Genomic DNA, 23,215 nt, shown 5'->3' with positions numbered 1-23,215 from the left:
TGGGGTGTTCGTCGGCACGCCCGACTGAGCCGCCTCATACGAACAGGGCGAGTCCGAATACCGCGAAGACGACGAGCAGCGCGATTCCATGGACGGCCGTGACGCGTCTGCCCGCGAACGCAATGATCGAGACCAGCAGGGTGATCGCCAGCAGCGCCAGGTTGATCGGTGACTCGGCGAGCACGATCGGCTGATCGGTGAGCATGCCGATGACCAGAACCGTCGGAATCGTCAGCCCCACCGTGGAGACCTGTGCTCCATGGCAGAGGTTGCTCACGCGCTGGATCTCCCCGTTCCACGCCGCGCGCAGAGACGTCAGCGTCTCGGGCAGGAACACGATCATCGCAATGACCACCCCGGACAAAGCAACAGGAGCGCCGAGGCGGCCCAGACCGTCGTCGAGCAACGAGGCCATGTCATGGGAGAGCAGCACGATCGGCAGCACCGTGGCGACGAGGAGGGTCAGCCGAACGGCGATCTCCACACGGTGGGTCGAGATGATCGCGACGATTCCTTGAGATTCGTCGCCAGCCAGGTCGGCCGCCTCCGGGCGGCGTGATTCGGACTGGCCGGCTTCCTGGGGACGGCGCAATTCGGCCTGGTCGGCCGCCTCGGCGACGGATGAGTGCGACGTTCCGGCAGTCGATGAGGCGCCCGCCGAAGCAGACCCGACGGGCGCCGCCTCGGTGAACTCGTGGGCCTGCGGTCCCGTCTGTCGGTAGAGGAAGAAGACGTAGGCACCGACGGTGACCACGATGATCGGGATCTCCTGCCAGATCTCGTAGGCGCCATCGGGGGTGCCGATGAGGGCGGGCACGGCGAAAGCGAGGGCGGCGAACACGACGATCATGACGAGGTAGTTCGAGACGCCCGTGCGATTGTGGGTGAGCGCCCCATGCCGCAGCCCGCCGACGAGCAGACACAGGCCGACGACCGCGCCGAGGATGATCATCGACACCGCCATCACCGAATCACGGGCGATCGTCGCGTGATCGCCCGGACCCAGCAGGACCGCGGCGATGAGGATGACTTCGATGAGGCAGATCGAGATCGTCAGCACGAGTGAACCATAGGGATCGCCGAGGCGGTTCGCTAAGTGCTCGGCCTCGGTGACGACGCCGAAGGCGCAGATGAGGATGACCGCGATGATGACGATGAGCGCGGTCACGAGAAGCGGCAGGGGGACCGGCGGGGCAATCAGAGAGCCCATGAACTGCAGGGCGATGAAGACGCCCCAGCCGAGGACGAGTCGCAGGATTGCGGTCGGCGTGATGATTGAACGGAGGGCGGCGGTCATGAAAGGTCTTCCTGTCTCTGAGGCCGTCCTCATTGTGAATCTCACTCAGCCGGGTCGTCCCGACTGGTTTCTTCCACTTTCAGACTATCCAGGCCCGCCTGGCCCGGCAAATCGGGTGATCTGGGGCACCGGATGGCTTGGGGTGCTGGCGCGGCTCAAGCGCGTCGTCGGCCAAATTGGGGTGCGCGTTGGTGGGCGCGAGCCTTTCGTCGGAGCTCACGTTCTGGTTCTGTATAGGTTCCTCTGAAATGACCACTTTCCTCGCTGTGAAATTCAGAGCAGGGTGTATCGATTCGCTGGATCGAGCAGCTGCCCAAAGTGGATTGGCCGGTTGTGCGCCGGGCTAATACGGAGCGCTCAAGCCAGGGAACATGGGGAAGTGCTTGACGTTGAGCGTCAGGGGAGTTGTGCTCAGAGATACTGCGGTCGCTGCGATAGCCAAATCGGCTGAATCGATACCGCGAGTGCCGGGCAGCCAGGCTCTGCCCAGCTCGCCCGCGAGCTCCGAGATCGACTCGTCGACCGGGTGCCAGGTGAGAACGGACAACAGGCTGCGAGTTGGGTTTTCTTCCCCTGTTCGCATTCCAGCGAGCACTTCGAGGCGACTCATTTCGCTGGCATGCAGAGGGCCGTCCGCGCGTGCTGCGAAGAGCGCAGCTTTCGCCGCCTCGCGTCCACGGAGGACATCGATGAGGACGGATGTATCGACGACAGTCATTGCGTCAGCGCTCGGTTGAACCTGTCTCCGGAGCGTAGGCGTTCGACGTAGGCTTCCCCGTCCTCTTGTCGATCGATCCACGCGCCAAAAGCCTCTTCGATGGCGCTGTAATCGTCGTCGGTGCTTCGACCCGCACCATATGTATTTTCAACGGCATCTCGAATCAACGCAGAAATCGATCGGCCCGTCCGTAACGCTTCGTTATCGAGCAGCCTGCGGGCTTCGACGGTCAATGAAATCTGAGTGCGTTGCATGATGTAATTCTACATCATCACATGATTCGTGTCTCTGCCGAACGAGTGTGAAAGTGCAGGGATGCTGCCGCGTCAGCGCCCGTAATCAGAACCCGTAGGCGGCGTCCCGCTCCTCCCGAATCGAGGCAAAAGTGCGGGTGAGCACGATCGTGTCCTCGACGAGGCGGTCGAGGCGCTGCAGGACGTCATGGCTGACGATCTCGCCGCGGTGCAGGTCGCTCTCCTCGATGAACACGTACGGCTGGACGACCTGCGCCTTCATGTAGCTGAGGATCGGCAGCAGGTGCTGGGCCGGAATGAGATAGTGCTTCGACGACCCCGCCGTGGCGATGACGCCGACGACCTTGTCGAGGAAGGCGCTCGTCGGCAGCAGATCGAAGACGTTCTTCAGCGCCGCCGGGATCGACGCCTGGAAGATCGGGGTGCCGATGATCATCGCATCAGCGGCCATGAGCTCCCTGGCCACCCGTCCGGTGTCACCGGTGTACTCGGTGAAGTGCCGCCCGTCGGCGAAGATCATGTCCGCCTCGGCGAGGTCGATGACGCTCACGTCGATGGTGGGGTCGTAGGCGGCGACCGCCTCGGCGAGGTGATCGATCACGGTCCGGGTCTTCGTTCCGACGTTCGACCCGGACAGCAGAACCAGCTTCATGACAGGGCCTCCTCGGCGGAGTCGAAAGCGGAGCCGGCAGGGCCGTACGCGGATCCGGCAGGGCCAGATGCGGAGCCGGCGGAATCGAACGCGGAACCAGCAGGGCCGAACGCGGAACCGGCTGATTCGGTCGGCGATTCAGCAGGCGCGGCAGCGGTGTACTTCTTCACGGCGGGGAGGATTTCGGTGCCGATGATCTCGATCTGCTTCATCACGTCCGCGTACGGCATTCCGCCGAAGTCGACCTGTGCGAGGTAGCGCTGATGACCGAAGACCTCATGCTGGTGGAGGATCTTCTCGATGATCTGCTGCGGGCTGCCGATGTTCGCGATGGATGCCGGGTCGACGCTCTGCGCGAAGTGCTGCTTGGGCATGCCCTGCCCGTTCGTGCGCTTCATCCCCTCGTTGATGTGCGGATACATTCCCCGCAGCGCCTCCTGCGAGGTCTCCGCGGCGTGGAAGAAACCGGCCGTGGCGATCGGCAGGGTCGCCGGATCGAATCCGGCATGAGCGGCCGCGCGACGGTAGGCATCGACGGTGCCCTTGAACACCGAGGTGGTCCCGCCGAGGTGGGCCATGACCATGGGAACCCCGGCCAGCCCTGCCTTCACCGCGCTCGCCGGCGCTCCGCCGACGGCACGCCAGATGCGCAGAGACTCACCGGTGGGGCGGGGGAGGACCTCGGCGTCGTTGAGCGGTGCCCGGAACTGACCGGACCAGGTCACTCGCTGCTCGCGGTTGATTGTCAGCAGCAGATCGAGCTTCTCCTCATACAGCTCTTCGTAGTCGCGCAGATCGTAGCCGAGGAGGTCGAACAGGCCGACCCGGGAGGCGCGACCGGCGACGAGTTCGGCGCGGCCGCCGGAGATGAGGTCGATGGTTGCGAAGTTCTCGAAAACGCGGACCGGATCCGAGGTCGACAGGATCGTCGAGGAGCTGCCGATGCGGATCGTGTCCGTGGCCTGGGCGATCGCGCCGAGGATGACGGCATGGGCCTGCGAGGCGAAGAACTCCTGATGGCTCTCGCCGAGGCTGACGAAGTCGAGTCCTGCTGCCTCGGCGGCTTGGGCATAGCCGATGAATTCGTGGATGCGCTGACCTGCGTCGACACGTGATCCGTCGTGCGGATCAGGCAGATGATCGCCGAGGCTGTAGATGCCGAACTGCAGTCCTTTACCTCGGTCGAGTCCGAATTCGTGCATATAGTTCGGGGGCCTTGACGGCTGGGAATCAGCCGTTCCGGAGTGCTGCGGTGGGGCGGTGTGCTGCTGGGCGGACTCGCTCAAGGTGTCTCCTCGTGACGGCGACGGAAATGTCATTTGCCATGTCAACTGAGACGGTGGCGGGATTATTCCCGCGAGTTCTCGCCGCGCTTCCGGCTGGTGTCGTAGAGCTTCTTCATGAGCGCGTGCAGCTGCACCTTCTCGTCTTCGGTGAGAGCATCGTTGAACAGAGATGACTGCTGCTGAAGCTGGGAGGGGAACGCGCGCTCGAGGAGGTCGCGGCCCTTGGGTGTCAGCGAGATGTGTTTGGTCTTCCAGTCCTGTTCGCGGGAGATCAGGCCCTCGGACTCGAGGCGGGCGAGCATGCGGGAGATCCCGCCGCCGCTGACGGTCAGTCCTGCGGCGAGTTCGGACTGGGTGATGGGTTCGAAATTCCGGATATGGGCGAGGGCTTCGAACTGAGCGACGGTGAGCCCGAATTGGCGCAGGTGCTGGTTCGAGAGCTGGTTGCTGTTCTGGACGAAGCGAGCCATGCGCAGCCAGATGAGCGTGCTCAGGTCGAGGTCGTCCATCGTGACTCCTTCTCTTCACTGCGCATGGGCTGCTGACGTAGTTGTCGACGCGCTTCGTCCTCACATTACCTGTGTGCGTGTGATGAGGCGCGCACGCCTGTGCGGCCTGGAATGCAAACGGTGGCCACATTCGGACGCTTGCCGGTGGAGGAAAGTGTCCGAACGTGACCACCGTTTGGCCGAGGTGAGAAACTTCCGGCCAGCGGCTCAGGCGTCAGCGGCCACGGCACGAGAGGCGCTCGAGCGCTTGCGCCCCTTGCCTGCCTTGCCGGCGAAGAGGACGCGGTCGACGCTCAGACGGCCGGGACCTGCGGCGGCGATCAGCAGAGCGCCGGCGGCCAGCGCCGCAACGAGCTCCCAGCCTCCCTGATCGACGAACGGGGTGGGAGTGAGATGGACGATGATCAGGGCGCCGATGACGTCTGCTGCCAGCAGGAATCCGACGAGAGGAGTGAGCGCGCCGAGGATGAGCAGCGCTCCGCCGATGAGTTCGATGAACGTGGCAACCGGGGCCGCAATATCGGCCATCGGCACTCCCATCTGCGCAAACGAATCGCTGGTCCCGGCGATGGTCCACTCATTGAACTTCTGCCACCCGTGGGCGATGAAGATCGCGCCGAGGCCGATCCGGGCGATGAGGGTGATGATGTCGCGGGCAGAGGTCGGCAGTCCGGTCGTTGCGTACACGGTGATCTCCAAGATTGGTTGAAAGTGCAATCACACGGTATGTGTCGAACATGGCAAGACGCTGAATACCCTCAGCCCGTGTGTGGTCTTTGCGCTGGCCATCTCTGACCGGAGTGGGACAATAGAGGCAAAGACTGTGCCTCGCGGGTGAGCGCAGAGACCGCGAGCAGGCGCACGTACCGGATGCGCTGCCCACGGGCGCAATTGGAATTGAACTGGGAAGAGGACAAATAGGTGAGCGAAGAGAAGAGCGAACTCCTCGGAGCGGGACGCAAGGCTGCGGTCATCATCGCCTCCACCTCGGCGGCCAGGGGAGAGGCCGCGGACACGACGGGTCCGATCCTCGTCGATTGGCTGCGCGGCCGCGGTTATGAGACGCCCGATGCCATCGTCGTCCGCGACGGCGAACCCGTCGGTGACGCACTCAAGCAACTCCTCGTCGACACTCCGGAAGCCGACCGTCCTCGCATCATCGTCACCAGCGGCGGTACCGGGCTCGCTCCCGACGATCGCACTCCGGAGTTCACTGCCGAACTCCTCGAACGCCAGTCCCCGGGCCTCATCTATGCGATGTGGCGCAAGGGTCTCGAATCAACATCCTCGGCGGTGATGAGCCGCGGAGTCGCGGGAGTGCGGGGACGCAGCTTCGTCATCAACTTCCCCGGTTCGAAGGGCGGGGTCAAGGACGGAATCACCGTCATCGACGACCTCCTCGAACACATTCAGACCTCCGTCGAGGACACCACCGACCACGGTCCGCGGGTCTGAGAGAGGAACGCGAACATGCCGATGCGCAAGGCCGTGCGAGCCCGGGTCTATAAGTTCGATGCCACCGGTGAGATCTCGGCCGGCCCGGATTCCCTGGCTGGGGAGGAGCCGCTGGAGATCCAACTCAACGGTGAGCAGTACACCGTGACCATGCGCACCGCCGGGCACGACGTGGAACTCATCGCCGGCTACCTGCTCTCCGAGGCGGTCGTGACCTCGATGGACGATATCGAAGAGGTCAACTTCTCCGCCGGACTCGCCCCCGACGGCAGCCGGAACTACAACGTGGCCCAGGTGCGTCTGGCTCCTGGGATCTGGAATCCCGAGACGGCGCCTGCCCGCAACGTCTACACCTCATCCTCGTGTGGAATCTGTGGAACCGCGGCCGCCGATGCCGTGACGAAGACCTCCGCGTTCCCTCTCATCCCCGCTGCCTTTCATGTCGAGGACCAAGGAGAATACGAGTTCCCTCGGCTGCTCTCCGCGGCTCGGATCGGTGAGCTGCCCGATCGACTGCGGCAGACGCAGGAGATCTTCGACAAGACCGGTGGGGTCCATGCCGCTGCGCTCTTCGCCGTCGGAGACGATCCGAACGCAGAACCCGAACTGCTCGTCGGTCGTGAGGACGTCGGCCGGCACAATGCCGTTGACAAGGTCATCGGCTGGGCCATGGCCAACCGCGGCCTGCCATTGCGGTCGACAGTCCTGCAGGTGTCCGCGCGGGCATCGTTCGAGCTCGTCCAGAAGTGCGCGATGGCCGGCATCCCGATGATGTCCGCCGTCAGCGCCCCCTCGGCGATGGCCGTCGACTACGGCAAAGACGTCGGCGTGAGCGTCATCGGCTTCAACCGCAAGGGCAAGTTCAACGCGTACTCGTATCCCGAGCGCGTGGCCTGACCTCGCCGAAGCGATTGCCTGTAAGAATGGCTTGTCCCGTCCCAGTTGGAGCTCTTTGCCAGTCGCGTTGACTCGGCACGCAAGGCTTCGTCGCCCGACTCAGAAATATTGTGTGCGATCAATGCTTCCGAAGAATTCTCGCTGCCCCATGCGAGTGTTCCAGATCCGAATTCCCTTAAGGCTGGGTCGAATCTCCTTGCTGCGCCTGTATTCGTCTTTAGCGAACCATGAAGCCGTCTCCACTCTGGCCTGTCCGTAGTGGAGTACTTCGTCGATAGCGTGAGAAAGATCCGTATCTTGAGTGCAGAGGATGACGAGGTCAATGTCTTCTTCAAGGGAGCGCCTCACAAGACCCAATGCACACAGTACGTCTACGCCCTTTTCCTCGCGCTTGGCAATGAGGAAATTTCCCTGTCCATCGGTGGCCCTGGTGCCATCATCCGCATATTTGTAGGTGTATTTAAGAGGGCGGTGAGTAATGTGAATCGATGGGTCCCGCTCCCACTGTGATTTATGGGCAAGGTTTCGACCATAGAAATCTGGGTCGTGTTTGGCGTTGGGAAGACCTCGATAGACGTCGACTTCTGTGAGAACAGCTTCTGACCGGTCCCTGATGATGGAGTTTCGCCGCTGTATGAGGTTCTTGGCGTACTGGCCTGGATGAATGAGCGACTCGTGAGGAGGGCGGTACCTGTCGAATAGGCCATGCGCGGTCAAGTGCAGATTTTGGTAGTCGATGACGATGGCGGTTCGCAGCTGCGACATTGCGGCTCCTGGATGTAAAAAAGCCTCGCCAGTCCCGGAGGACGGCGAGGAGCTATGTCGATGAGTATTGCACGAAGGTTTCAAAGTGTAAAGCGGTGGGAGAAATTGCCAACGACTGCGGCCGTTCATAACGATCCACCAAGTGCGCATCGTCGAGAGGCGTGGGGGATATCGATCTCTCGGTCTACTCGCCGAGGCGCCCCTGTCGTTCCAGTGCTAGATTCGCTGGCATGGACATCAATGCCGATTCCGCCCGGGCCGACTTCGAAACTGCGGCCCCTTCCGCCCACCCCTTGACCGTCGCGCAGGCGCGCACCGAATGGGACGTGCAGACGGCCTTCCTCGACTCCTGCTCATACGGTCCGCCGCCTCGGCGCGGGTGGGAGGCGATGCAGCGATCCCTCGACCAATGGCGGGTCGGCAGCGTGCCTTGGCCGCGGTGGGCGGAATCGGTCGACACCAGTCGCGAACTCTTCGGCCGCCTCGTCGGTGTTCCCGCAGATCAGGTGGCCACCGGGGCGGCCGTGTCCCAGCTGCTCGCCCCGATCGCCACGGCACTGCCCGACGGCGCGGAGGTCCTCATCCCCGACATCGAATTCACCTCCGGGGTCTACCCGTTCGCCGTCCACGCCGACCGCGGCGTGCGGGTGCGCACCGCGCCGCTTGACACCTTCGCCGAGGCGGTCGACGAGTCCACGACGCTCGTGTCCGTCTCCGCCGCTCAGTCGGCAACCGGCGAGGTCGCCGATATCCCGGCGATCACTCAGCGCGCCCGCGAGGTCGGGGCCCTGACCGTCCTCGACGGGACACAGGCGGCCGGATGGCTGCCGCTGGACGCCGCCGACGTTGACTTCCTCGCTGTCGCCGCCTACAAATGGCTGTGCGCCCCACGCGGGACGGCGTTCCTCACAATGCCGTCGCAGTTGGCAGCCGCACACGATGACCAACCGCACCGCGCAGCGTTCTTCGATCGACTCAAGCCTCTGGCAGCGGGCTGGTTCGCGGCCGGGGGAGCGGCCAGCTACGGGATGCCGATGCATCTGGCCGACGGTGCCCGCGCCTTCGACATCTCCCCGGCCTGGCACTCGTGGGTGGGCACGGCGCCCGCGCTCGAACTGCTGCTCGACGTCGGAGTCGACCGGCTCCATACTCACGACCTCGCTTTGGCCAACCGTTTCAGAACCGGGCTCGGCCTAGCGGAGTCGAATTCGGCGATCGTCTCGATCGGCCTGGACATCGCTGACCGGTCCTGGCCCGGTGCCCTCGACCGACTCGACGAAGCCGGAGTGCGGTACTCGCAGGCCGGAGGGAACATGCGCTTCGGATTCCACCTCTTCAACGACGAGACCGACGTCGATATGGCGCTCAACGCTGTGACGGACTACCCGCCTGCTTGACGGGTGCCATCTGAGGCCCGAGCGTCCACGATCGGCTGACGAGAACTCAGAGCGATTCGAGGATGCTTTCGAGCCTGCCCGCAGTCGCCTCGAGCTCACGGGCCTGTGCCAGCAGCTTCTTGTGTTCGCGCTGCAGCGTCGCCACGGTGTCAGCGGCCGCTGAACCATTCATGCACGGCAGTAGCTCTCGGATCACCGCGGTGCCGAGGCCCGCGTCGATGAGCCTGCGGTAGAGCACGACTCGCTCGACAGCGTCGGTCGGATAGCGACGTTGACCTCCTGCGGTGCGCTTCGGCGCCAGAAGGCCCTGCTCCTCGTAGTAGCGGAGGGCGCGCGGACTGCTGCCGGCGCGACGTGCGGTCTCTCCGATCGACAACAGCACCGACGACTGCGGATTCTGTGACATGTGTCTCTTTACCTTGAAGTTGACGTCAACGTCAGATTTTAGCATCGAAGTACCCGCCTGAATCGGCGGGAGATGCGAAAGGAAACACTGCCATGAAGATCAAGAACAGCGTCGTCATTGTCACCGGCGCGAACCGCGGGCTGGGGAAGCAGTTCGCCGCGCAACTGCTCGAGCGCGGTGCGGAAAGAGTCTATGCCGCAGCGCGTAATCCAGAGCTCGTCGATCTGCCCGGGGTCGACGCTATTCGTCTCGACGTCACCGACCAGCAACACGTCGACGACGCGGCTCACGCGGTCGGCCACGCAGACATCGTCATCAACAACGCAGGATTCTCATCCTTCGCCCGCCTCGTCGACGGAGACCTGAACGACATCAGGCGAGAGATCGAGGTCAACTATTTCGGTGCCCTGCGGATGATCAGAGCCTTCGCTCCGGCCATGCGAAACCGCGGCCGAGGTGCCTTTCTCAATGTCTCCTCCGTCATGGCGTGGCTGGGGTACGAGCACTCGAACTCCTATGGAGCGTCGAAGGCCGCGAATTGGGCGATGTCGAACGGGCTGCGGGAGGAGCTGGCGGGGGCGGGCATCCAGGTCAGCTCGGTACTGCTCGGAAGCACTGACACCGACATGATGGCAGGGATCGACGTACCCAAGAATCGCCCCGAGGAACTCGTTGCCACCGTTCTTGACCAGTTCGAAGGAGGGGTGAATGAGATCCTGGCTGACGACGCGGCGCAAGGGCTGAAGTCCGGGCTGTCCGACGATCGCGGAAGCTTCGCCGGCTGAAGCGGTCGCTCAGTCGTCTCCCCGCCGGTCGGTTCCGACCGCCCGGCGGGTCGCCTCGGCGGCGTGATCGAGGAACCCGGCAATCGCCTCCAAGGTCGCGTCATCGAGCCCGGACAGCCCGGCCCCGAGCTCCTCTCCCAAAGGTGCCAACTGTGCGAACAGTTCGGGCAGGCGGGTCGGATCGACGCGGATGACGACGGTGCGCCGGTCGGTCTCCGAGCGTTCGCGGACCACCCAGCCCTGCTGCACGAGCCGATCGATGATGCCCGTCGTCGTCGCCGGCGGCAGCGCGAGCATCCGCGCGAGTTCACCGGTCGTCACCGCCTCGTGCCGGTGGGCGAGGTTGAAGCACTGCAGATCGATCGGACGCATTCCCAGCCGCGCGCTGAGGTGCTGGCCGAAGATCGCCAGCTGGAGTTCGAGCTCCCGATAGCGGTCGAGGACGCGCCACATCGGGGTCTCGCCCGAATTGATCTCGGGGATCTCGGGAACGGGATCGCTCATATCCACATCCTCTCAGTCTTCGGCAGGGAAGTCGTGCGCCGCCATCGCCAGGCCCATATCCAGTCCAGACCTGCGCACGGCAATCTCTTTCGGTTTCAAGATATTTCGGTTATCGTAATAGTATGTCAGATGGTCTCGACGTCCCGGCCGCAGTCACCCGATCGATGCTCGGGTGGGGTGTCGTCGCCGGTCCCTTCTACCTCGTGTTCGGGCTCATCCTCGCCCTGACCAGGGACGGATTCGACCTGACCCGCCATTCGCTCAGTCTGCTCAGCCTCGGCGAGGGCGGCTGGCTCCAGATCCTCAACTTCGCCATCACCGGCATCATGGCCATCGTCGCCGGGTGGGGACTGCTGCGCGCGCCCACCGATCGGTCACGCGGCACCGGCATCGCCGTCATCATCGCCGGCGCCGCGCTCGTGCTCGCCGGGGTATTCCGCCCCGATCCCGTTGCCGATTTCCCTCCCGGCGCCGAGGCGACCGCCACCGCGAGTGGAATCCTGCACCTGGTCGTGGGCGCCGCCCAGTTCATCGGCCTGACCGTGGCCGCCCTCATTCTGGCCGGGACCTTCGCCCGTCGCGGTGAACGCGGGCGGGCACTGGCCTCCCGCATCCTCGGCATCATCGTCATCGTCGCGTTCCTCGCCGGGGCCGCGCTGTCTGCCTCTCCGGTCGGCGTGGGCCTGCTGTGGGCGGCGGTCGTCGCCGGATTCGCCTGGCTGCTCGTCAGCTGCCTCTGGGTCTACCGGATCGTTCCGCACCCCGACGTCTCCCGACGCTGAACCCCGAACCCTCGGCAATTCGATAACACGGCCATAACGATCGTCCGTCGTCTCTCCGGCGGCGGGCAGCCATCCGGCCCCCCCCCGACCGGGGCAGGGCGGCCATTGTGAAATATCTGCAACATTCAACAATTTCTTCATGTGGCGATCGGAGCGCGAACTCGAGGCTACTCTTACTCTCGGCGCCTTTCCGTGCCGACGGAACGGGCGCGACCGACAGATACAGGCGCATCCCGACCGCAGCTCGCGGCGATGCCGACGACAAGATGGAGTGACGATGACCTACACGCTGCAGGCCGTTGAGAACTCGGATGAGAAGGCCAACCTGGTCAGGCGCCTCCGGAACGGGGCGCTCATCATCATCTTCGCCTCCGTGCTGTGTGGACTGCTGGCCTGGAACGAACCGCACCCGGTGGCGGTGGCGCTCGCCGTCCTCGTCGGAGGTGCCGGCATCCTCGCCATCGACATCGCCTTGGCCTACCGGTCCTCGGTGCGCCGGTCGAAAGGCTGAGTCAGACCCGCACCCGTTCTGCCCCCGTAGCGCTGTGCCACCGCGGTTGCATCACCGCACCTGAGACACCCCGACACCCGCCGTCCGCCTCCGGCTAGCATGCTGAGTTGACGCATGCCGGCGACAGGAGATGAGCAATGGCCGACCACGGCCGGAACCCGGATCAGAAGACCCCTGGCATCGGTCTGCTCACCGTCCTCCTCGGCGCCGTCGCCGCAGGGCCCATCATGCTCTACGGCCTCAGTGCCACGAGCGATTCGATCATCGCCGAGCTCGGCATCTCCGAAGCCCACTTCGGTCTGCTTGCCACCACCTGCTTCGGCGCCGCCGCGATCGGCAACGCCACCCTGGGCCGCCTCGCCGACCGGCATTCCGACCTCTCGCTCATGGCGTTCATCTTCGTCCTTGCCGCACTCGCCCTTCTGCTCGTGGCCGTGCCCGACGGATTCTGGCTGCTGCTGGTGGCCGCCGCCCTGTCCGGCATCGCCCAATCCTTTCCCAACGGCGTGACCAACCGGATCCTCCTCGAACGCGTCCCCGACACCAAACGCATCGGCTGGGTCGGCATCAAACAGTCCGGAGTCCAGGTCAGCCAGCTCGTCGCCAGCCTCGCCTTCCCCGTCCTCGCGCTCGGTATCGGGTGGCGCGGCGCCGCACTCACCGTTGCGATCATCCCGCTCATCCTGCTCGCGATGACCTGGTATTCCCTGCGCGCCACCCCGCTGCTGACAGCTCCGAAAACCTCGACCGATACTCCCGCCGAGGCGGCCGACCCCACCCCAACCGCCCCGAACGACACCCCCGCCGAGGCGGCCCGCCGTGACCCCGAACCGGGACCCGCCCGTCCGGCCAAGCACCCCGGCATGGTGTGGGCCCTGTCGCTGTTCGGGCTCATCAACGGCATCGGTGTGCAGGCGACGAACGTGTACATACCGCTCTTCGCCGTGCGCGAGATGGGCTTCTCCCTCGTCCTCGGCGGCGCCACTGCCGCACTGGCCGGCGTCATCGGCGTCATCGCCCGAGTCACTTGGGCAAGGCGCATGGCCAAGGGCGCTTCGGGCCCCCGCCTGCTGCTGGTCCTGGCCCTCATCGCCCTGGCCGGAGCGGTGCTGTTCCTCATCGCCGACGCGGCCGGGTGGGCTCTGCTCGTCTGGGTGGCCGTGGCCTTCCACGGCATCTCCGCGCTCGGCGTCTCGGTGGTGCTCATGGCCGCGCTCATGCGCGCGATTCCGGCATCTTCGATGGTCTCGGCCAGCGGCATGGTCACGGCCGGAATGTTCTTCGGCTTCGCCTTGGGCCCGCTGCTCATGGGCATCATCGTCGGCTCACCCGGCGGCTTCGTCCTCGGCTGGATCACCGTCGGCATCACTTACGTGCTGTGCGTGATCCTCGCGCTCGTCCTCATTCGTGTGAGCTCACGGCGCTGACTTAAATCGCTGCCGCTGCTGACAGCCGCTGACGACAAGCGCCGGTGACAGCGCGGCCCCGGCCACTGCCAGCGGCAACTACCCCTCGCCCGACTCCTCGACCACCCGATCGGTGGCCAGCAGGGTTCGGTCCCCGGCCCGCAGGGTGCCCACGCCCGCAGGGGTGATGACATCGGGGATCGCGACGGCGCCAGACCCATCGGCCCGGTAGCCGCGTGCCAACGACCCCGTGGTCGCATTGTGCACCCGCAGCTTCCCGCCCTCACGCAGATACAGCAGCCCACCGGCCGCCGCCTCGAGGTGCACCGACCGCGGCACCGACACCGGCAGCTCGTTCTTGCCCGTCTCATCGATGACGGTGATCCCCGACTTCCCGAGCGTGACCACAGCCTGCGTGTTCGCATCGCGGGCGACCCCGCGCGCATCGTCATCGAGCAGATCGCCCGTTTCCCGATCGAACACCGGTCCGACACCGTCACCGGCATCGAGGCGGATGAAGCCTTCCCCGGTCGCCGCGCCCGCAGCCGCCGTGAGCTTCTCGGCATCCCAATCGTTGTCGGCCAGCGAATGCTCCCACACGGTCGCCCCAGCCTCGCTGGCCACGAGCTTGCCGTCGGTGATGTCGAGAATCAGACCCTGATACTCGCCGAGGTGGCGCACCCCATCCGAACCCCCGCCATCCGCATCCTCGGCCGGCTCCCCGGTGGCCGGGTCGAGGACGACCGCGTCGTCCGCGGGTGCGTCCTCGGCGGCGAAGACCGTGCCGGGTCCCCGCAAGGGTCCGGGCACGTCGACCGGACCCCACGCCTTCTTCCCGGTCTTCAAGTCATAGGCACTGGCGGTGACGTCCTCATCGCAGTCCGTGCTCGACTTGGAATCCGTGAGCACCGCCAGGGGAGTGTCCCCGTCGGCGGTGACGGTGAAGCCGGTGCAGCCGCTCGGGCGCTCGGCGCGCCACAGTTGTCTGCCCTTCGTGTTCACCGCCGAATACGTCAGTGACTCCTCGCCGGAACCGGCAGACAGGAACACAGAGCCGGCTGGCTGGACGGGCAGATCCCAACCCGGTTCGACGAGCTCGAGCGGTTCGACGATGAGCGGCAGCTGCAGATCCGACGTATCGGCCGCTTTAAGATCGGTGTCGACCGTCTCCGGGGAACGGTCGAAGTCCTCCGGTGCAGTGCCGAAGGAACACCCGGTGAGCACCAGAGCGAGCGCCGCCGCTACGGGTGCCAGGCCCGCCAGTGTGCGAGTGCGCATCAGTGTCTCACCTCGGCGGCCTTGCGCATCCGGCGGCGTTCGTGGAGGAACCACCACACCAGCGCGGCCGCGGCGAGCACGCAGATGACGATGATGTCCACGGTCGTCGACGACCACGAACCGACCCACTCCTGCATCTGCGCCAGCGAACTCGTCGACACCACCGACGGGGCCGACACCAGGCCGTTCGTGATCCAGAAGACCACTCCGATGACGATGAGCAGCAGACCGGTCACCATCGACACGACCGGCAGCCGACGTCCGAAGACCGTGATCGAACCGCCGCGCAGCACCTTCCGCACGCGGGCACCCAGCCGGGACCAGAGCGCGGCGATGATGAACAGCGGCACCACCATGCCCGCGCCGTAGATGGCGAGCATGAGCCCGCCGAGCACGATATGCCCCTTCGCCGCGGCCAAGGTGAGCACGGCGCCGAGGATGGGCCCCGCGCAGACTCCGGCGATCCCGCTCGTGGCTCCCAGCAGGAATGTCTTCGTCCATCCCGTCGCGGTCGATGATCTGGTGCGGGCCGCCTCGGCGCCGGGAAGATACTTCGCCGGATCGAAACCGAAACCGAAGAACTGAACGATTCCCAGAATGATGAGCACGATCGAGGCGATGCCGACGATGAGGCCGCGATGGTCGGCAAACAGCGACCCGAGCGTGCCCGCGCCCATGCCCAGCGGGATGAGCACGAGCAGCATGCCCAGATAGAAGACGAGCCCATGGCCGATCAGCTTCGATCCGGTGCCGACGGTCGAGCCGAAGAACGCGGGCAGCAGCAGGGCCGCACACGGGCTGAGCAGGGCGAGGACTCCACCGAGGAAGGCGCTGAGCAGGGTGATGTCCATCAGTTCGATCCCTTCGCTTCTTCGATGGCGTCGACGAAGACGTCCGTCGGCTGCGCACCGACGTACGGCTGCCCGTTGAGCAGGAACGTCGGGGTGGAGAACGCGCCGAGGTCGGTGCCCATGGCCGCGTTCTCCTCGACCGCCTCGGCGGTGGACTTCGCGTTCATGTCGTCGGTGAACCGGTCGACGTCGAGACCGACCGTGTCGGCCGCCTCGGTGAGGGCTTCGGGGGTGAGCTCACCGGGAGAGCGGGGTTCGCCGCCTGCGAAGAGTTCGGCGTGGTACTCCCAATGCCTGTCCTGCAGGGCGGCCTGCACCGAGGCGGAGCCGAAGACATTGACCTCGCGCCATTCGATGCGCAGATTCCCATCGTCGACGTACTCGAGCATCGTCGGCAGAGTGTCCTTGCTCCAGGCGGCGCAGAACGGGCACTGATAGTCGGAGAACACGACGAGGGTGACCGGGGCATCGGTCGGTCCATCGGCCAGCGGGTCATCGTCCTTGGCCGCGGCGTCCTTGTCGACGTCGGCCTGCTCCGGGTCCTCGACCTCGGTGACGACGGGGTTCGGTTCGAGGGGCGACCCGGCGGTGGGCGCGGAGTCCTCGCCGGTGTCGTTGACGAGGATGAGGGCGATGAGGGAAGCGGCCACGGCGATGACGAGGACGGGGATCCACCACCGGATGTGCACCCTGGGTGCGGCGTGCTTGGCCATCAGGGCTGCCCGTGCCCGTCATCGCGAACCGCGCTGTCCGCGCTGCCGGTATCGTCCGCCTCGGCGAGGGCAGAATCGACGGCGTCGACGAACTCCTTGGTCGGCTGTGCCCCGAGGATGGGGGTGCCGCCGATGATGAACGCGGGCGTGCTGGTGACCCCGATGGATCGGGCCTCCGCCGAATTGGCTTCGAGGTCTTCGTGGGCCGTGACCGCGTTCATGTCCTGGTTGAACTGCTGCCCGTCGAGGCCGAGGTCCTCGGCGAGGGTGATGAGTGCGTCCTGTGACAGCGTCGATTCCGACCGGTGCTTGCCGTCGTCGAACAGTGCGTTGTGGAATTCGAGGTAGGCGTCCTGCTCGCCGGCGGCGAAGGCGGCCCGGGCGGCTGTTCCGGATGCCTCGCCGAAGACCGCGAGGTCGCGCATCTCCAGGCGCAGCTCACCGTCGTCGACAAAGTCCATGAGCTCCGGCAGGGTTTCGTCGTTCCAGGTTGCGCAGTACGGGCACTGGTAGTCCGAATACATGATGAGGGTGACCGGGGCGTCGTCATCGCCGACGGCGCGACTGTCTTCTGCGTCGTGGCGTTCGAGGAAGCTGAAGTCGGGTTCGTCGCTCGTCTGACCGGACTCGCTCGTCTGGCCGGTTCCATCCCCTGAGCCGCTCGTGCCGGACGAATCGGCAGAACCATCGGATGCCTCAGAGGCGGCTGAGTCGGAGGAGCCGTCTTTGTTGACGACGACCACGCCGATGAGAGCGGCGGCGAGGACGACGATGCAGATGGGCACGAGCCAGAACATGGGGCCGCGTTCCGACCTGAGCACTGATTCCTCCGAAGATCGACGAGCGCCGAGGGCCCACGGGCGGGGAATCGGCAGGGGACGGTGCAGTTCCGATTCTACCGATCGGCTGTTGTCTGTCAGACTCAGGACCTAGAATAGAACACATGTCTGAATATGATCCTCCGGCGTGGATGGTCCGCTACCGGAACTTCAAAACGCTGTGCTCCTATGTCTGTGGTGAGTTCATCCGCTTCTACCTCACCACCGGCTGTGATCAGATCAGGTATACGCATTCGCAGATCACCGAGGGTCTGCCGAACTATTCGTGCCGCCTGACCTCCGACGACGGTTCGGTTCTGCTGCTGCCGCTCGACGACTGGGTCGAGTCTCTGGACGAGGTCATGCCGCTTGTGCGGATGTGGCTGGGAGAGCATTCGGATCTGACGGGGTGCACGCCGGAGAAGTCGCATTATCAGGGCGACCGCTATTGGTTCACCCGCTGGCAGGAGGCCAACCCGTGGTGAGACCGGAGTGGCGCTGTGACTCGACTGCGGCCAGGTGTGCCACGGTAGAATCCGGACCATGCGCAAACGTGTGATCGTGTTCGTCGTGGCAGCCTTGGCAGTTCTCGGGCTGATCGCCAGCATGCTGGGCGGCGTGCCCGCCTGAGTGGCTCATGTGGCCTCGCGTGCACTGCGAGCCGATGCCACATCATCGACGATGACGACGATATGGCGCAGGCTCGTGATGAGAGTGCCGTAGATGGGCCACGAGGTTCCCGTCAGCCTCCGCTCCTGAGCAATCGCCGTCGACAGCTGTTCGAGGCGATCGTAGATCGGACTGACTTCGGCATCCGGGTCGGCGATCGACCGGCCGGCATCGGCGACGATCGCCGCCCATTCCGTGCGGAAGGCGTCGTCCCAATCGCGTTCCGACGCTGAGGCTTCGCGCAGCGTGCGGGCGAGATTGCGCAGATGCGAGACGCCTTCGTCGGCCCTGAGCAGGATGCTCTCAAAACCTTCCTGCTCAGTCGTGTCGGCGGCGGGGGACCGGCGCTGCCTCCTCACCCCGAGCGCCGTTCTCGGGTTGACACGGCGGCTCTCGCGGGCGAATCGCACGGTCTGCCAGGCGGAGTCGAGCTCTCGGCTCATCGCCTCGGTCCTCTCGAACCAGTTCTCGGCAGATTCCGTGTTCCACGAATGGGTGAACTGGTCGGACATGTCGATGAGCACCTCGCCCATCTGCCGATTCACGCTGTCGATATAGCGCTCCGCCTGACGGTCGCGCAAGGGCGGCAGCACAATGAGGTTGACGGCGATACCGACGCCCACACCGAGGGCGAGCTCGAGGAGGCGGTCGGCGAGCAGCGGCTGCTGTGAATCGAAACCGGCACCGAGGATGAAGATCGCGGTCGTGGCGATCGCGACCCCTTCGTCACGGATCCAGGAGAGTCTGGCTCCGGCCAGACCGACGAACATCGCCAGAGCGAAGGTCCAGAGACTGACACCGAGGTAGCTGCCGATGAGGAAGGAGATGCCGACGCCGATGGCCGACGCGATGGTCGTCTGCACCCCTCGCGACAGCGACCTGTAGACCGTGGCATGGACGGTCAGCAGAGCCGTCCACGGAGCGAGGAACGGCATCCGACTGTCGAAGACCGTGCTGGACAGCCACCAGGCGCCGGTGGCGGCGAGCACGCCCTTGGCGATCTGGAGCAGATCGGTGGCGAACTCCGGGCGTTTGATGTGCCCGAGCGCCGCGTCCAACGCCGACCGGCCGGTCTGAGCGCGGCGGTGAGGTGATCGATCATCGGTCATGGTGAACCTTTCGATTCGCTGGGTGGCTGTCGCGGCAGAATGCGATCAGAGTCGACCTGCGCCGGGGCAGCACTGGCCCCGCGGTGCGTGGTCTTACGCGCCGCGGGGCCAGAGATCCCGGGGAACTCAGGTGAAGATGCTCACGCCTCCGGGGCCCACCAGGCATCCGACGACGATGAGGACGATGCCCCAGAGGAGCTGTTTACGGAAGATCGCGAAGATCCCGGAGATGACGAGCAGAGCTGCGATTATCCAGAGGACGAATGCCATGGCGGACTCTCTTTTCTTGTTCGGTGGCGGAGCCACTGTGTGCATTGCTGTTCCGTCGGCGCCGGGGATTCGGTGCCGGCGGCCGCTCAGCAGCATCGGGGAAAGATCCCCGTCACTGCGGAGCCGGCTGGTGGGTTTTGCGTCCGAAGCTGGACTTCAGAGCTTGGAGACCCGATCGGAGGGCGGCATCGTCATCGATGGACTTCCATGCGATCGGGCAGGAGACGGTGATCGGGATGCGACGGTTGCGGGTGTCTTCGATGGCCAGGCGCATGAGTTCCCGGCAGTGCTGATCGGCATCGGTGGGGTCGATGGCCTCGCAGTAGACGAACATGATCTCCTGCGGCGAGATCGTATAGTGCAAGGAGGCGACGAGGCGGCCCGGCAGATAGAGGTCGAACTTCGCGGCCGCACGATTGTTGAGAAGGGTGTACACAGCGGTCTCCTAAAGAAGGCAGGCCGACTGTTTGACCTGAGTGAAGTCTAGCGAAGCTCCCCACCGTCGCCAAACCTCGAACGAGAGGGCATCGCGGCCGGACCTCCGCGGCGCTCAGCCGGCGGCCGCTCCCGGCAGAATGCCCGTGGCGACGAGCTCCTCGGCGATGCTGTGGAGCTTCCTGTTCGACCGGGAGCTGGCCGCCGTGAGCACGCGGAAGGCATCGTGTTCGCCGATCTTGTGGCGCTCCATGAGGATCCCTTTCGCCTGACCGATGAGATCGCGGGACGACACCGCTTCGAAGAGCTGCCCCTGCCTCTGCGAATAGGCCAGCGCCAACGATGCATGTGCCGCCAGCGCCGATCCGATCTCCTCGGAGTCGCGGGTGAACGCGCGTGGTTCGACGGAATAGAGGTTGAGCGCGCCGAGGCTGTCGACCTCGACGAAGAGCTGGAAGGCGAGCATGCTCCGCACTCCTTCGTCGAGGGCACGGGCGGCGAAACCCGGCCACGGCGACGACTCGTCGAAGACGGGCGCGCGCACGATCCGCTCCTGACGAATCGATTCGAGGCACGGGCCCTCCTGGAGTTCGGACTGGACGGCATCCAAACGTTCCGGGATCGGATGCGATGGCGCGCATGACCGGATGCGGCGGTCGCGGCCGACGATGGACAGGGAGGCATAGTCGACTCCCGGAATCACTCGCAGGGCCTCCTGAACCATCATCTCCAGGACGAGGTCGTCGGACTCCTGGGCCATGGAGCGCGCCCATTCTCCGATCTCCGCGGTCAGGGCTGGCGAATCGGCGTCGTTATCGGCTCCCTCAGCCGGGGAGGGCTCGGTGGGACGATCATCGGTGGCTTCGACCTGATTGTCATGCATCGGTGTTCTCGCTTTCGGCGGACTGTCCTGAATCGGCGACCATCGGGGCCAGACGTCGTCACCGTAATCGATGACCCTATTGTGGCTGTCGGATGCGGCGGTGTCGACTTGTGAGGGACAGCGTCGCCGAGGCTGTTCGATCGCGGCCTCCCATGCGGCGGGAAGCGACGACCGTGAGACCCGTCAACGGTGGCGCAGCGGTGCCGTTGCGAGTTCGGCGATGCCCTCGTCGGGACCGATCCTGGCCTCAAAGCCCAGGCCGTCGGCAGCCGCCTGCGGGGAGGCGGCGACGTGCCGGACGTCGAAGGACCGGTATCGGCCGTTGACCACCGGTGCCGGGCCGTTCATCACCGCAGCCAGTCGTCGGGCCATGTCACCGATCGTGTAGGTCTGCCCCGAGCAGATGTTGTAGGCGCTCACTCCGAGAGGGTGGTCCCCGACCGCGTCGATCGCGGCGACGTTCGCACGGGCGAGGTCGGTGACGTGAACGAAGTCCCGGAGCTGATTGCCGTCCTCGAAGACCTGCGGCGGCTCTCCGTGTTCGAGCGCCGAGCGGAAGATGGCCGCGACCCCGGAATAGGGAGTGTCCGCCGGCATGCCGGGCCCGTAGGCGTTGTGGTAGCGCAGAGCGATGGCGCGGCCCGATTCCAAGGTGCACCAGGCGGCGGCATAGTTCTCCTGAGCGATCTTCGACGCGGCATAGGCCGTGCGCGGAGCAAAGGGTGCCTCTTCGCCGATCAGGTGGGGCGCGACCTCGCCTCCGCAGCGTGGGCACAGCGGGTCGAAGCGGCCCAACCGCAGTCGCCTGTCCTCCCGTGGTGCCGGCGGCACATCGCCGTCGACAGGGCAGGTGTATCGTCCTTCGCCGTAGACGACCATGGACGAAGCCAGCACCAGACGAGTCGTCTGAGTCCGGGCCATCGCCGCCAGCAGGGTAGCGGTGCCGAGATCGTTGTGGGCGGCGTAGCCGGGCAGGTCCTGGGCATCGACGCCGTTGCCGACGGTGGCGGCCTGATGGCAGACGACGTCGACATCGGCGAGCAGCTCGTCGAGGAGGTGCGGATCTCGGATGTCGCCGTGCATCACCCCGGCAGGCGCCTCGGCGGTGGTCCCGTGGGCTTGCGGAAGCATGAGGTCGACGCCGGTGACCTCGTGGCCCGCGGCGGTCGCGGCCTCATGGATGTGGCGTCCGATGAATCCGGCGGCGCCTGTCAGCAGCACCTTCATGGCAGCTCCAGCGGCAGGGTCATTCCGTCCAACGCCTTGGAGCAGTCGCACGGCCGGTCGGTCGACAGGGAGGCGATCACGGTGCGCAGGCTCGATTTCAACCGCTCGGTGTGCTCGGCGAAGACTTCGAAGACCTCGGACTGAGCGACGGCGTGTGAGGCGTCGATGCCCGCGTCGAGGTCGGTGACCAATGCTGTGGTGGCATAGCACAGCTCGAGTTCGCGGGCCAGGATCGCCTCGGGCTGGCCGGTCATGTTCACGATGTCCCACCCCTGTGCGGCATACCACTGGGACTCTGCCCGGGTGGAGAATCGCGGGCCCTCGATGACCACCATGGTTCCGCCGTCGATCGGCGGTTCGCGATCGGCGGCGAGCCCGTCGAGCAGAGCGGTGCGCAGCCGCGGACAGTACGGGTCGGCGAAGGAGACATGGCAGGCGCCTTCGTCGAAGTACGTCTGCTTCCGTCCGTATGTCCGGTCGGCCAGCTGATCGGGGACCACCAGCGAGCCGGGCCCGAGTTCGGGGTTGAGGCCGCCGACAGCGCAGGGCGCCAGCACCTGCCGGACTCCGAGGCTGCGCAGGGCCCACATGTTGGCGCGGTAGTTCACGCGGTGAGCCGGGTATTCGTGGCCCTGACCGTGTCGGGGCAGGAAGGCCACGGTCCGGTTCGTGCCCGCGTGGGCGATGCTGCCGATCGCGACGGGCGCCGATGGTGCTCCGAACGGCGTCTCGACCTCGATCTCCTCGGGATTCTCGAGGAAGGTGTAGAAGCCGGAGCCGCCGATGATGGCGACGTCGGGTGATTCAGTCATCACGTTCTCCTTCGGTTGTTGGTGTTTGTCGTCCCCGGCGCACGCAGAATCGGACTGCGTAGGCCAGGGCGCTGAGACAGCAGAACAGGAGCGTCATCCACAGCCAGCGTTCGAGGAACGGCGCATGAGTGTGTCCGGTGGCAGCCAGGTGGGTGCGCGCACCCTGTTCGATGATGCCGGGCAGGAACACGATGAGCAGCAGTCCGCTGGCGAGCACCGGCACCCGGATGTGGTTGATCACCGGAATTCGGGGACCGGTGTGCGGATCGGTACGTGGGGAGCCGAGGGCGGCGAGGAGCGCCCTGTTCGCCGCGGCGCACAGGGGAAGCAGGACGAGATCGACGACGATCGCCGCACCCACGAACCACACGGCGATGGACTGCCACCACACGTCCGCTCCGAACAATCGGTCCGGGCCCAGGGCAGTCAGTGCACAGCCGGCGATGAGGAAGCATCCCGTCAGCACCAGCAGATGCGGCAGACCGGCTCCGTAGAATCTGCGGAATCGTCCGTGAGAGTTCGGCAC

General features: G+C 65.5%; 29 protein-coding genes. 8 read left to right on the top strand and 21 right to left on the bottom strand.

What is annotated here, in order from left to right:
- Nucleotides 1-34: 34 nt before the first annotated feature.
- From QYM46_RS15390 to QYM46_RS15360, 7 genes are all read right to left on the bottom strand, one after another.
- The gene (locus QYM46_RS15390; RefSeq protein WP_432789666.1) at nucleotides 35-1,297 is read right to left on the bottom strand and encodes a calcium:proton antiporter; all 1,263 of its coding nucleotides are present in this window, start codon (nucleotides 1,295-1,297) and stop codon (nucleotides 35-37) included.
- Nucleotides 1,298-1,640: 343 nt separating this feature from the next.
- Nucleotides 1,641-2,015 carry a type II toxin-antitoxin system VapC family toxin gene (locus QYM46_RS15385; RefSeq protein WP_169253122.1) on the bottom strand — a complete coding sequence of 125 codons (375 nt, stop codon included), beginning with the start codon at nucleotides 2,013-2,015 and terminating at the stop codon, nucleotides 1,641-1,643.
- Nucleotides 2,012-2,269, bottom strand: coding sequence for a CopG family transcriptional regulator (locus QYM46_RS15380; RefSeq protein WP_432789665.1), 258 nt, complete (start codon nucleotides 2,267-2,269; stop codon nucleotides 2,012-2,014). The genes QYM46_RS15385 and QYM46_RS15380 overlap by 4 nt, the downstream gene beginning before the upstream one ends.
- Before the next feature lie 85 nt (nucleotides 2,270-2,354).
- Nucleotides 2,355-2,921: an NADPH-dependent FMN reductase gene (locus QYM46_RS15375; protein WP_432789664.1), complete on the bottom strand. Its 567-nt coding sequence runs from the start codon at nucleotides 2,919-2,921 to the stop codon at nucleotides 2,355-2,357.
- Nucleotides 2,918-4,207, bottom strand: coding sequence for an LLM class flavin-dependent oxidoreductase (locus tag QYM46_RS15370; RefSeq protein WP_432789663.1), 1,290 nt, complete (start codon nucleotides 4,205-4,207; stop codon nucleotides 2,918-2,920). Before QYM46_RS15370 ends, QYM46_RS15375 begins: the two co-directional genes overlap by 4 nt.
- Nucleotides 4,208-4,269: 62 nt before the next feature.
- Nucleotides 4,270-4,716 carry a MarR family winged helix-turn-helix transcriptional regulator gene (locus tag QYM46_RS15365; protein WP_432789662.1) on the bottom strand — a complete coding sequence of 149 codons (447 nt, stop codon included), beginning with the start codon at nucleotides 4,714-4,716 and terminating at the stop codon, nucleotides 4,270-4,272.
- Between the two features lie 207 nt (nucleotides 4,717-4,923).
- Complete coding sequence (locus QYM46_RS15360) at nucleotides 4,924-5,403, bottom strand: DoxX family protein (protein WP_169253118.1); 480 nt, start codon at nucleotides 5,401-5,403, stop codon at nucleotides 4,924-4,926.
- A gap of 234 nt (nucleotides 5,404-5,637) precedes the next feature.
- On the opposite strand from QYM46_RS15360, the gene QYM46_RS15355 reads away from it, so the two are divergent.
- Nucleotides 5,638-6,171 carry a MogA/MoaB family molybdenum cofactor biosynthesis protein gene (locus QYM46_RS15355; RefSeq protein WP_432789661.1) on the top strand — a complete coding sequence of 178 codons (534 nt, stop codon included), beginning with the start codon at nucleotides 5,638-5,640 and terminating at the stop codon, nucleotides 6,169-6,171.
- 15 nt (nucleotides 6,172-6,186) lie between these two features.
- Nucleotides 6,187-7,068, top strand: coding sequence for a formate dehydrogenase accessory sulfurtransferase FdhD (gene fdhD, locus QYM46_RS15350; RefSeq protein WP_169253116.1), 882 nt, complete (start codon nucleotides 6,187-6,189; stop codon nucleotides 7,066-7,068).
- A 99-nt stretch (nucleotides 7,069-7,167) separates the two neighbouring features.
- Here the strand turns inward: fdhD and QYM46_RS15345 are convergent, their stop codons facing one another.
- A complete protein-coding gene (locus QYM46_RS15345) occupies nucleotides 7,168-7,833 on the bottom strand; it encodes a hypothetical protein (protein WP_432789660.1) in 666 nt (221 codons plus the stop codon).
- Between the two features lie 230 nt (nucleotides 7,834-8,063).
- Between QYM46_RS15345 and QYM46_RS15340 the strand changes: the two genes are divergently transcribed.
- Nucleotides 8,064-9,230: an aminotransferase class V-fold PLP-dependent enzyme gene (locus QYM46_RS15340; RefSeq protein ID WP_432789659.1), complete on the top strand. Its 1,167-nt coding sequence runs from the start codon at nucleotides 8,064-8,066 to the stop codon at nucleotides 9,228-9,230.
- Between the two features lie 46 nt (nucleotides 9,231-9,276).
- Here QYM46_RS15340 and QYM46_RS15335 read toward each other — a convergent pair whose 3' ends face one another.
- The gene (locus QYM46_RS15335; RefSeq protein WP_432789658.1) at nucleotides 9,277-9,636 is read right to left on the bottom strand and encodes a MerR family transcriptional regulator; all 360 of its coding nucleotides are present in this window, start codon (nucleotides 9,634-9,636) and stop codon (nucleotides 9,277-9,279) included.
- 92 nt (nucleotides 9,637-9,728) lie between these two features.
- Here QYM46_RS15335 and QYM46_RS15330 point away from each other — a divergent pair, with 92 nt between their 5' ends.
- Nucleotides 9,729-10,421, top strand: coding sequence for an SDR family oxidoreductase (locus tag QYM46_RS15330; RefSeq protein ID WP_432789656.1), 693 nt, complete (start codon nucleotides 9,729-9,731; stop codon nucleotides 10,419-10,421).
- A gap of 9 nt (nucleotides 10,422-10,430) precedes the next feature.
- Here QYM46_RS15330 and QYM46_RS15325 read toward each other — a convergent pair whose 3' ends face one another.
- Nucleotides 10,431-10,925 (bottom strand): MarR family winged helix-turn-helix transcriptional regulator, encoded by a 495-nt coding sequence (locus QYM46_RS15325; protein ID WP_432789655.1) that lies wholly within the window; start codon nucleotides 10,923-10,925, stop codon nucleotides 10,431-10,433.
- Between the two features lie 122 nt (nucleotides 10,926-11,047).
- Between QYM46_RS15325 and QYM46_RS15320 the strand changes: the two genes are divergently transcribed.
- From QYM46_RS15320 to QYM46_RS15310, 3 genes are all read left to right on the top strand, one after another.
- Entirely contained in the window at nucleotides 11,048-11,707 is a 660-nt protein-coding gene (locus QYM46_RS15320; RefSeq protein WP_432789654.1) for a DUF998 domain-containing protein, read from the top strand.
- Between the two features lie 277 nt (nucleotides 11,708-11,984).
- Entirely contained in the window at nucleotides 11,985-12,218 is a 234-nt protein-coding gene (locus QYM46_RS15315) for a hypothetical protein (protein ID WP_169253111.1), read from the top strand.
- A gap of 137 nt (nucleotides 12,219-12,355) precedes the next feature.
- Complete coding sequence (locus QYM46_RS15310) at nucleotides 12,356-13,645, top strand: MFS transporter (protein ID WP_432789653.1); 1,290 nt, start codon at nucleotides 12,356-12,358, stop codon at nucleotides 13,643-13,645.
- Between the two features lie 78 nt (nucleotides 13,646-13,723).
- On the opposite strand, the gene QYM46_RS15305 is transcribed toward QYM46_RS15310, so the two are convergent.
- From QYM46_RS15305 to QYM46_RS15290, 4 genes are read right to left on the bottom strand one after another with little or no spacing between them, the layout of a single operon-like run.
- Complete coding sequence (locus tag QYM46_RS15305; protein WP_432789652.1) at nucleotides 13,724-14,902, bottom strand: hypothetical protein; 1,179 nt, start codon at nucleotides 14,900-14,902, stop codon at nucleotides 13,724-13,726.
- Complete coding sequence (locus QYM46_RS15300; RefSeq protein ID WP_432789651.1) at nucleotides 14,902-15,753, bottom strand: cytochrome c biogenesis CcdA family protein; 852 nt, start codon at nucleotides 15,751-15,753, stop codon at nucleotides 14,902-14,904. Before QYM46_RS15300 ends, QYM46_RS15305 begins: the two co-directional genes overlap by 1 nt.
- Complete coding sequence (locus tag QYM46_RS15295) at nucleotides 15,753-16,466, bottom strand: DsbA family protein (RefSeq protein WP_432789650.1); 714 nt, start codon at nucleotides 16,464-16,466, stop codon at nucleotides 15,753-15,755. The genes QYM46_RS15300 and QYM46_RS15295 overlap by 1 nt, the downstream gene beginning before the upstream one ends.
- Nucleotides 16,466-17,287: a DsbA family protein gene (locus tag QYM46_RS15290; protein ID WP_432789649.1), complete on the bottom strand. Its 822-nt coding sequence runs from the start codon at nucleotides 17,285-17,287 to the stop codon at nucleotides 16,466-16,468. Before QYM46_RS15290 ends, QYM46_RS15295 begins: the two co-directional genes overlap by 1 nt.
- Nucleotides 17,288-17,409: 122 nt before the next feature.
- Here QYM46_RS15290 and QYM46_RS15285 point away from each other — a divergent pair, with 122 nt between their 5' ends.
- Nucleotides 17,410-17,769 (top strand): hypothetical protein, encoded by a 360-nt coding sequence (locus QYM46_RS15285; RefSeq protein ID WP_432789648.1) that lies wholly within the window; start codon nucleotides 17,410-17,412, stop codon nucleotides 17,767-17,769.
- Nucleotides 17,770-17,919: 150 nt separating this feature from the next.
- Here QYM46_RS15285 and QYM46_RS15280 read toward each other — a convergent pair whose 3' ends face one another.
- The 7 genes from QYM46_RS15280 to QYM46_RS15250 all read right to left on the bottom strand — a co-directional run bounded on the left by QYM46_RS15280 (nucleotide 17,920) and on the right by QYM46_RS15250 (nucleotide 23,215).
- Nucleotides 17,920-19,062 carry an FUSC family protein gene (locus tag QYM46_RS15280; RefSeq protein ID WP_432789647.1) on the bottom strand — a complete coding sequence of 381 codons (1,143 nt, stop codon included), beginning with the start codon at nucleotides 19,060-19,062 and terminating at the stop codon, nucleotides 17,920-17,922.
- 126 nt (nucleotides 19,063-19,188) lie between these two features.
- Entirely contained in the window at nucleotides 19,189-19,332 is a 144-nt protein-coding gene (locus QYM46_RS15275) for a GPGG-motif small membrane protein (RefSeq protein WP_169253102.1), read from the bottom strand.
- A 112-nt stretch (nucleotides 19,333-19,444) separates the two neighbouring features.
- Nucleotides 19,445-19,768, bottom strand: coding sequence for a hypothetical protein (locus tag QYM46_RS15270; protein ID WP_169253101.1), 324 nt, complete (start codon nucleotides 19,766-19,768; stop codon nucleotides 19,445-19,447).
- Between the two features lie 114 nt (nucleotides 19,769-19,882).
- A complete protein-coding gene (locus tag QYM46_RS15265; protein ID WP_432789646.1) occupies nucleotides 19,883-20,650 on the bottom strand; it encodes an ANTAR domain-containing protein in 768 nt (255 codons plus the stop codon).
- 183 nt (nucleotides 20,651-20,833) lie between these two features.
- The gene (locus QYM46_RS15260; protein WP_432789645.1) at nucleotides 20,834-21,877 is read right to left on the bottom strand and encodes an NAD-dependent epimerase/dehydratase family protein; all 1,044 of its coding nucleotides are present in this window, start codon (nucleotides 21,875-21,877) and stop codon (nucleotides 20,834-20,836) included.
- Complete coding sequence (locus QYM46_RS15255; RefSeq protein WP_432789644.1) at nucleotides 21,874-22,689, bottom strand: S-methyl-5'-thioadenosine phosphorylase; 816 nt, start codon at nucleotides 22,687-22,689, stop codon at nucleotides 21,874-21,876. The genes QYM46_RS15260 and QYM46_RS15255 overlap by 4 nt, the downstream gene beginning before the upstream one ends.
- Nucleotides 22,682-23,215 (bottom strand): hypothetical protein, encoded by a 534-nt coding sequence (locus tag QYM46_RS15250; RefSeq protein ID WP_432789643.1) that lies wholly within the window; start codon nucleotides 23,213-23,215, stop codon nucleotides 22,682-22,684. The genes QYM46_RS15255 and QYM46_RS15250 overlap by 8 nt, the downstream gene beginning before the upstream one ends.

It is taken from the genome of Brevibacterium sp. K11IcPPYGO002 (assembly GCF_050920635.1).
Taxonomy (GTDB): domain Bacteria; phylum Actinomycetota; class Actinomycetes; order Actinomycetales; family Brevibacteriaceae; genus Brevibacterium.
The sequence above is the reverse complement of the archived record's forward strand: the minus strand, read 5'-3'. Positions and strand labels throughout refer to the sequence as shown.

Excerpts from the sequence above, each read along its gene's own strand:
- QYM46_RS15390 (WP_432789666.1), bottom strand. The coding sequence starts at position 1,297 with ATGACCGCCGCCCTCCGTTCAATCATCACGCCGACCGCAATCCTGCGA.
- QYM46_RS15385 (WP_169253122.1), bottom strand. The coding sequence starts at position 2,015 with ATGACTGTCGTCGATACATCCGTCCTCATCGATGTCCTCCGTGGACGC.
- QYM46_RS15380 (WP_432789665.1), bottom strand. The coding sequence starts at position 2,269 with ATGCAACGCACTCAGATTTCATTGACCGTCGAAGCCCGCAGGCTGCTC.
- QYM46_RS15375 (WP_432789664.1), bottom strand. The coding sequence starts at position 2,921 with ATGAAGCTGGTTCTGCTGTCCGGGTCGAACGTCGGAACGAAGACCCGG.
- QYM46_RS15365 (WP_432789662.1), bottom strand. The coding sequence starts at position 4,716 with ATGGACGACCTCGACCTGAGCACGCTCATCTGGCTGCGCATGGCTCGC.
- fdhD (WP_169253116.1), top strand. The coding sequence starts at position 6,187 with ATGCCGATGCGCAAGGCCGTGCGAGCCCGGGTCTATAAGTTCGATGCC.
- QYM46_RS15345 (WP_432789660.1), bottom strand. The coding sequence starts at position 7,833 with ATGTCGCAGCTGCGAACCGCCATCGTCATCGACTACCAAAATCTGCAC.
- QYM46_RS15340 (WP_432789659.1), top strand. The coding sequence starts at position 8,064 with ATGGACATCAATGCCGATTCCGCCCGGGCCGACTTCGAAACTGCGGCC.
- QYM46_RS15335 (WP_432789658.1), bottom strand. The coding sequence starts at position 9,636 with ATGTCACAGAATCCGCAGTCGTCGGTGCTGTTGTCGATCGGAGAGACC.
- QYM46_RS15330 (WP_432789656.1), top strand. The coding sequence starts at position 9,729 with ATGAAGATCAAGAACAGCGTCGTCATTGTCACCGGCGCGAACCGCGGG.
- QYM46_RS15325 (WP_432789655.1), bottom strand. The coding sequence starts at position 10,925 with ATGAGCGATCCCGTTCCCGAGATCCCCGAGATCAATTCGGGCGAGACC.
- QYM46_RS15320 (WP_432789654.1), top strand. The coding sequence starts at position 11,048 with ATGTCAGATGGTCTCGACGTCCCGGCCGCAGTCACCCGATCGATGCTC.
- QYM46_RS15315 (WP_169253111.1), top strand. The coding sequence starts at position 11,985 with ATGACCTACACGCTGCAGGCCGTTGAGAACTCGGATGAGAAGGCCAAC.
- QYM46_RS15310 (WP_432789653.1), top strand. The coding sequence starts at position 12,356 with ATGGCCGACCACGGCCGGAACCCGGATCAGAAGACCCCTGGCATCGGT.
- QYM46_RS15305 (WP_432789652.1), bottom strand. The coding sequence starts at position 14,902 with ATGCGCACTCGCACACTGGCGGGCCTGGCACCCGTAGCGGCGGCGCTC.
- QYM46_RS15300 (WP_432789651.1), bottom strand. The coding sequence starts at position 15,753 with ATGGACATCACCCTGCTCAGCGCCTTCCTCGGTGGAGTCCTCGCCCTG.
- QYM46_RS15295 (WP_432789650.1), bottom strand. The coding sequence starts at position 16,466 with ATGGCCAAGCACGCCGCACCCAGGGTGCACATCCGGTGGTGGATCCCC.
- QYM46_RS15285 (WP_432789648.1), top strand. The coding sequence starts at position 17,410 with ATGTCTGAATATGATCCTCCGGCGTGGATGGTCCGCTACCGGAACTTC.
- QYM46_RS15280 (WP_432789647.1), bottom strand. The coding sequence starts at position 19,062 with ATGACCGATGATCGATCACCTCACCGCCGCGCTCAGACCGGCCGGTCG.
- QYM46_RS15275 (WP_169253102.1), bottom strand. The coding sequence starts at position 19,332 with ATGGCATTCGTCCTCTGGATAATCGCAGCTCTGCTCGTCATCTCCGGG.
- QYM46_RS15265 (WP_432789646.1), bottom strand. The coding sequence starts at position 20,650 with ATGCATGACAATCAGGTCGAAGCCACCGATGATCGTCCCACCGAGCCC.
- QYM46_RS15260 (WP_432789645.1), bottom strand. The coding sequence starts at position 21,877 with ATGAAGGTGCTGCTGACAGGCGCCGCCGGATTCATCGGACGCCACATC.
- QYM46_RS15255 (WP_432789644.1), bottom strand. The coding sequence starts at position 22,689 with ATGACTGAATCACCCGACGTCGCCATCATCGGCGGCTCCGGCTTCTAC.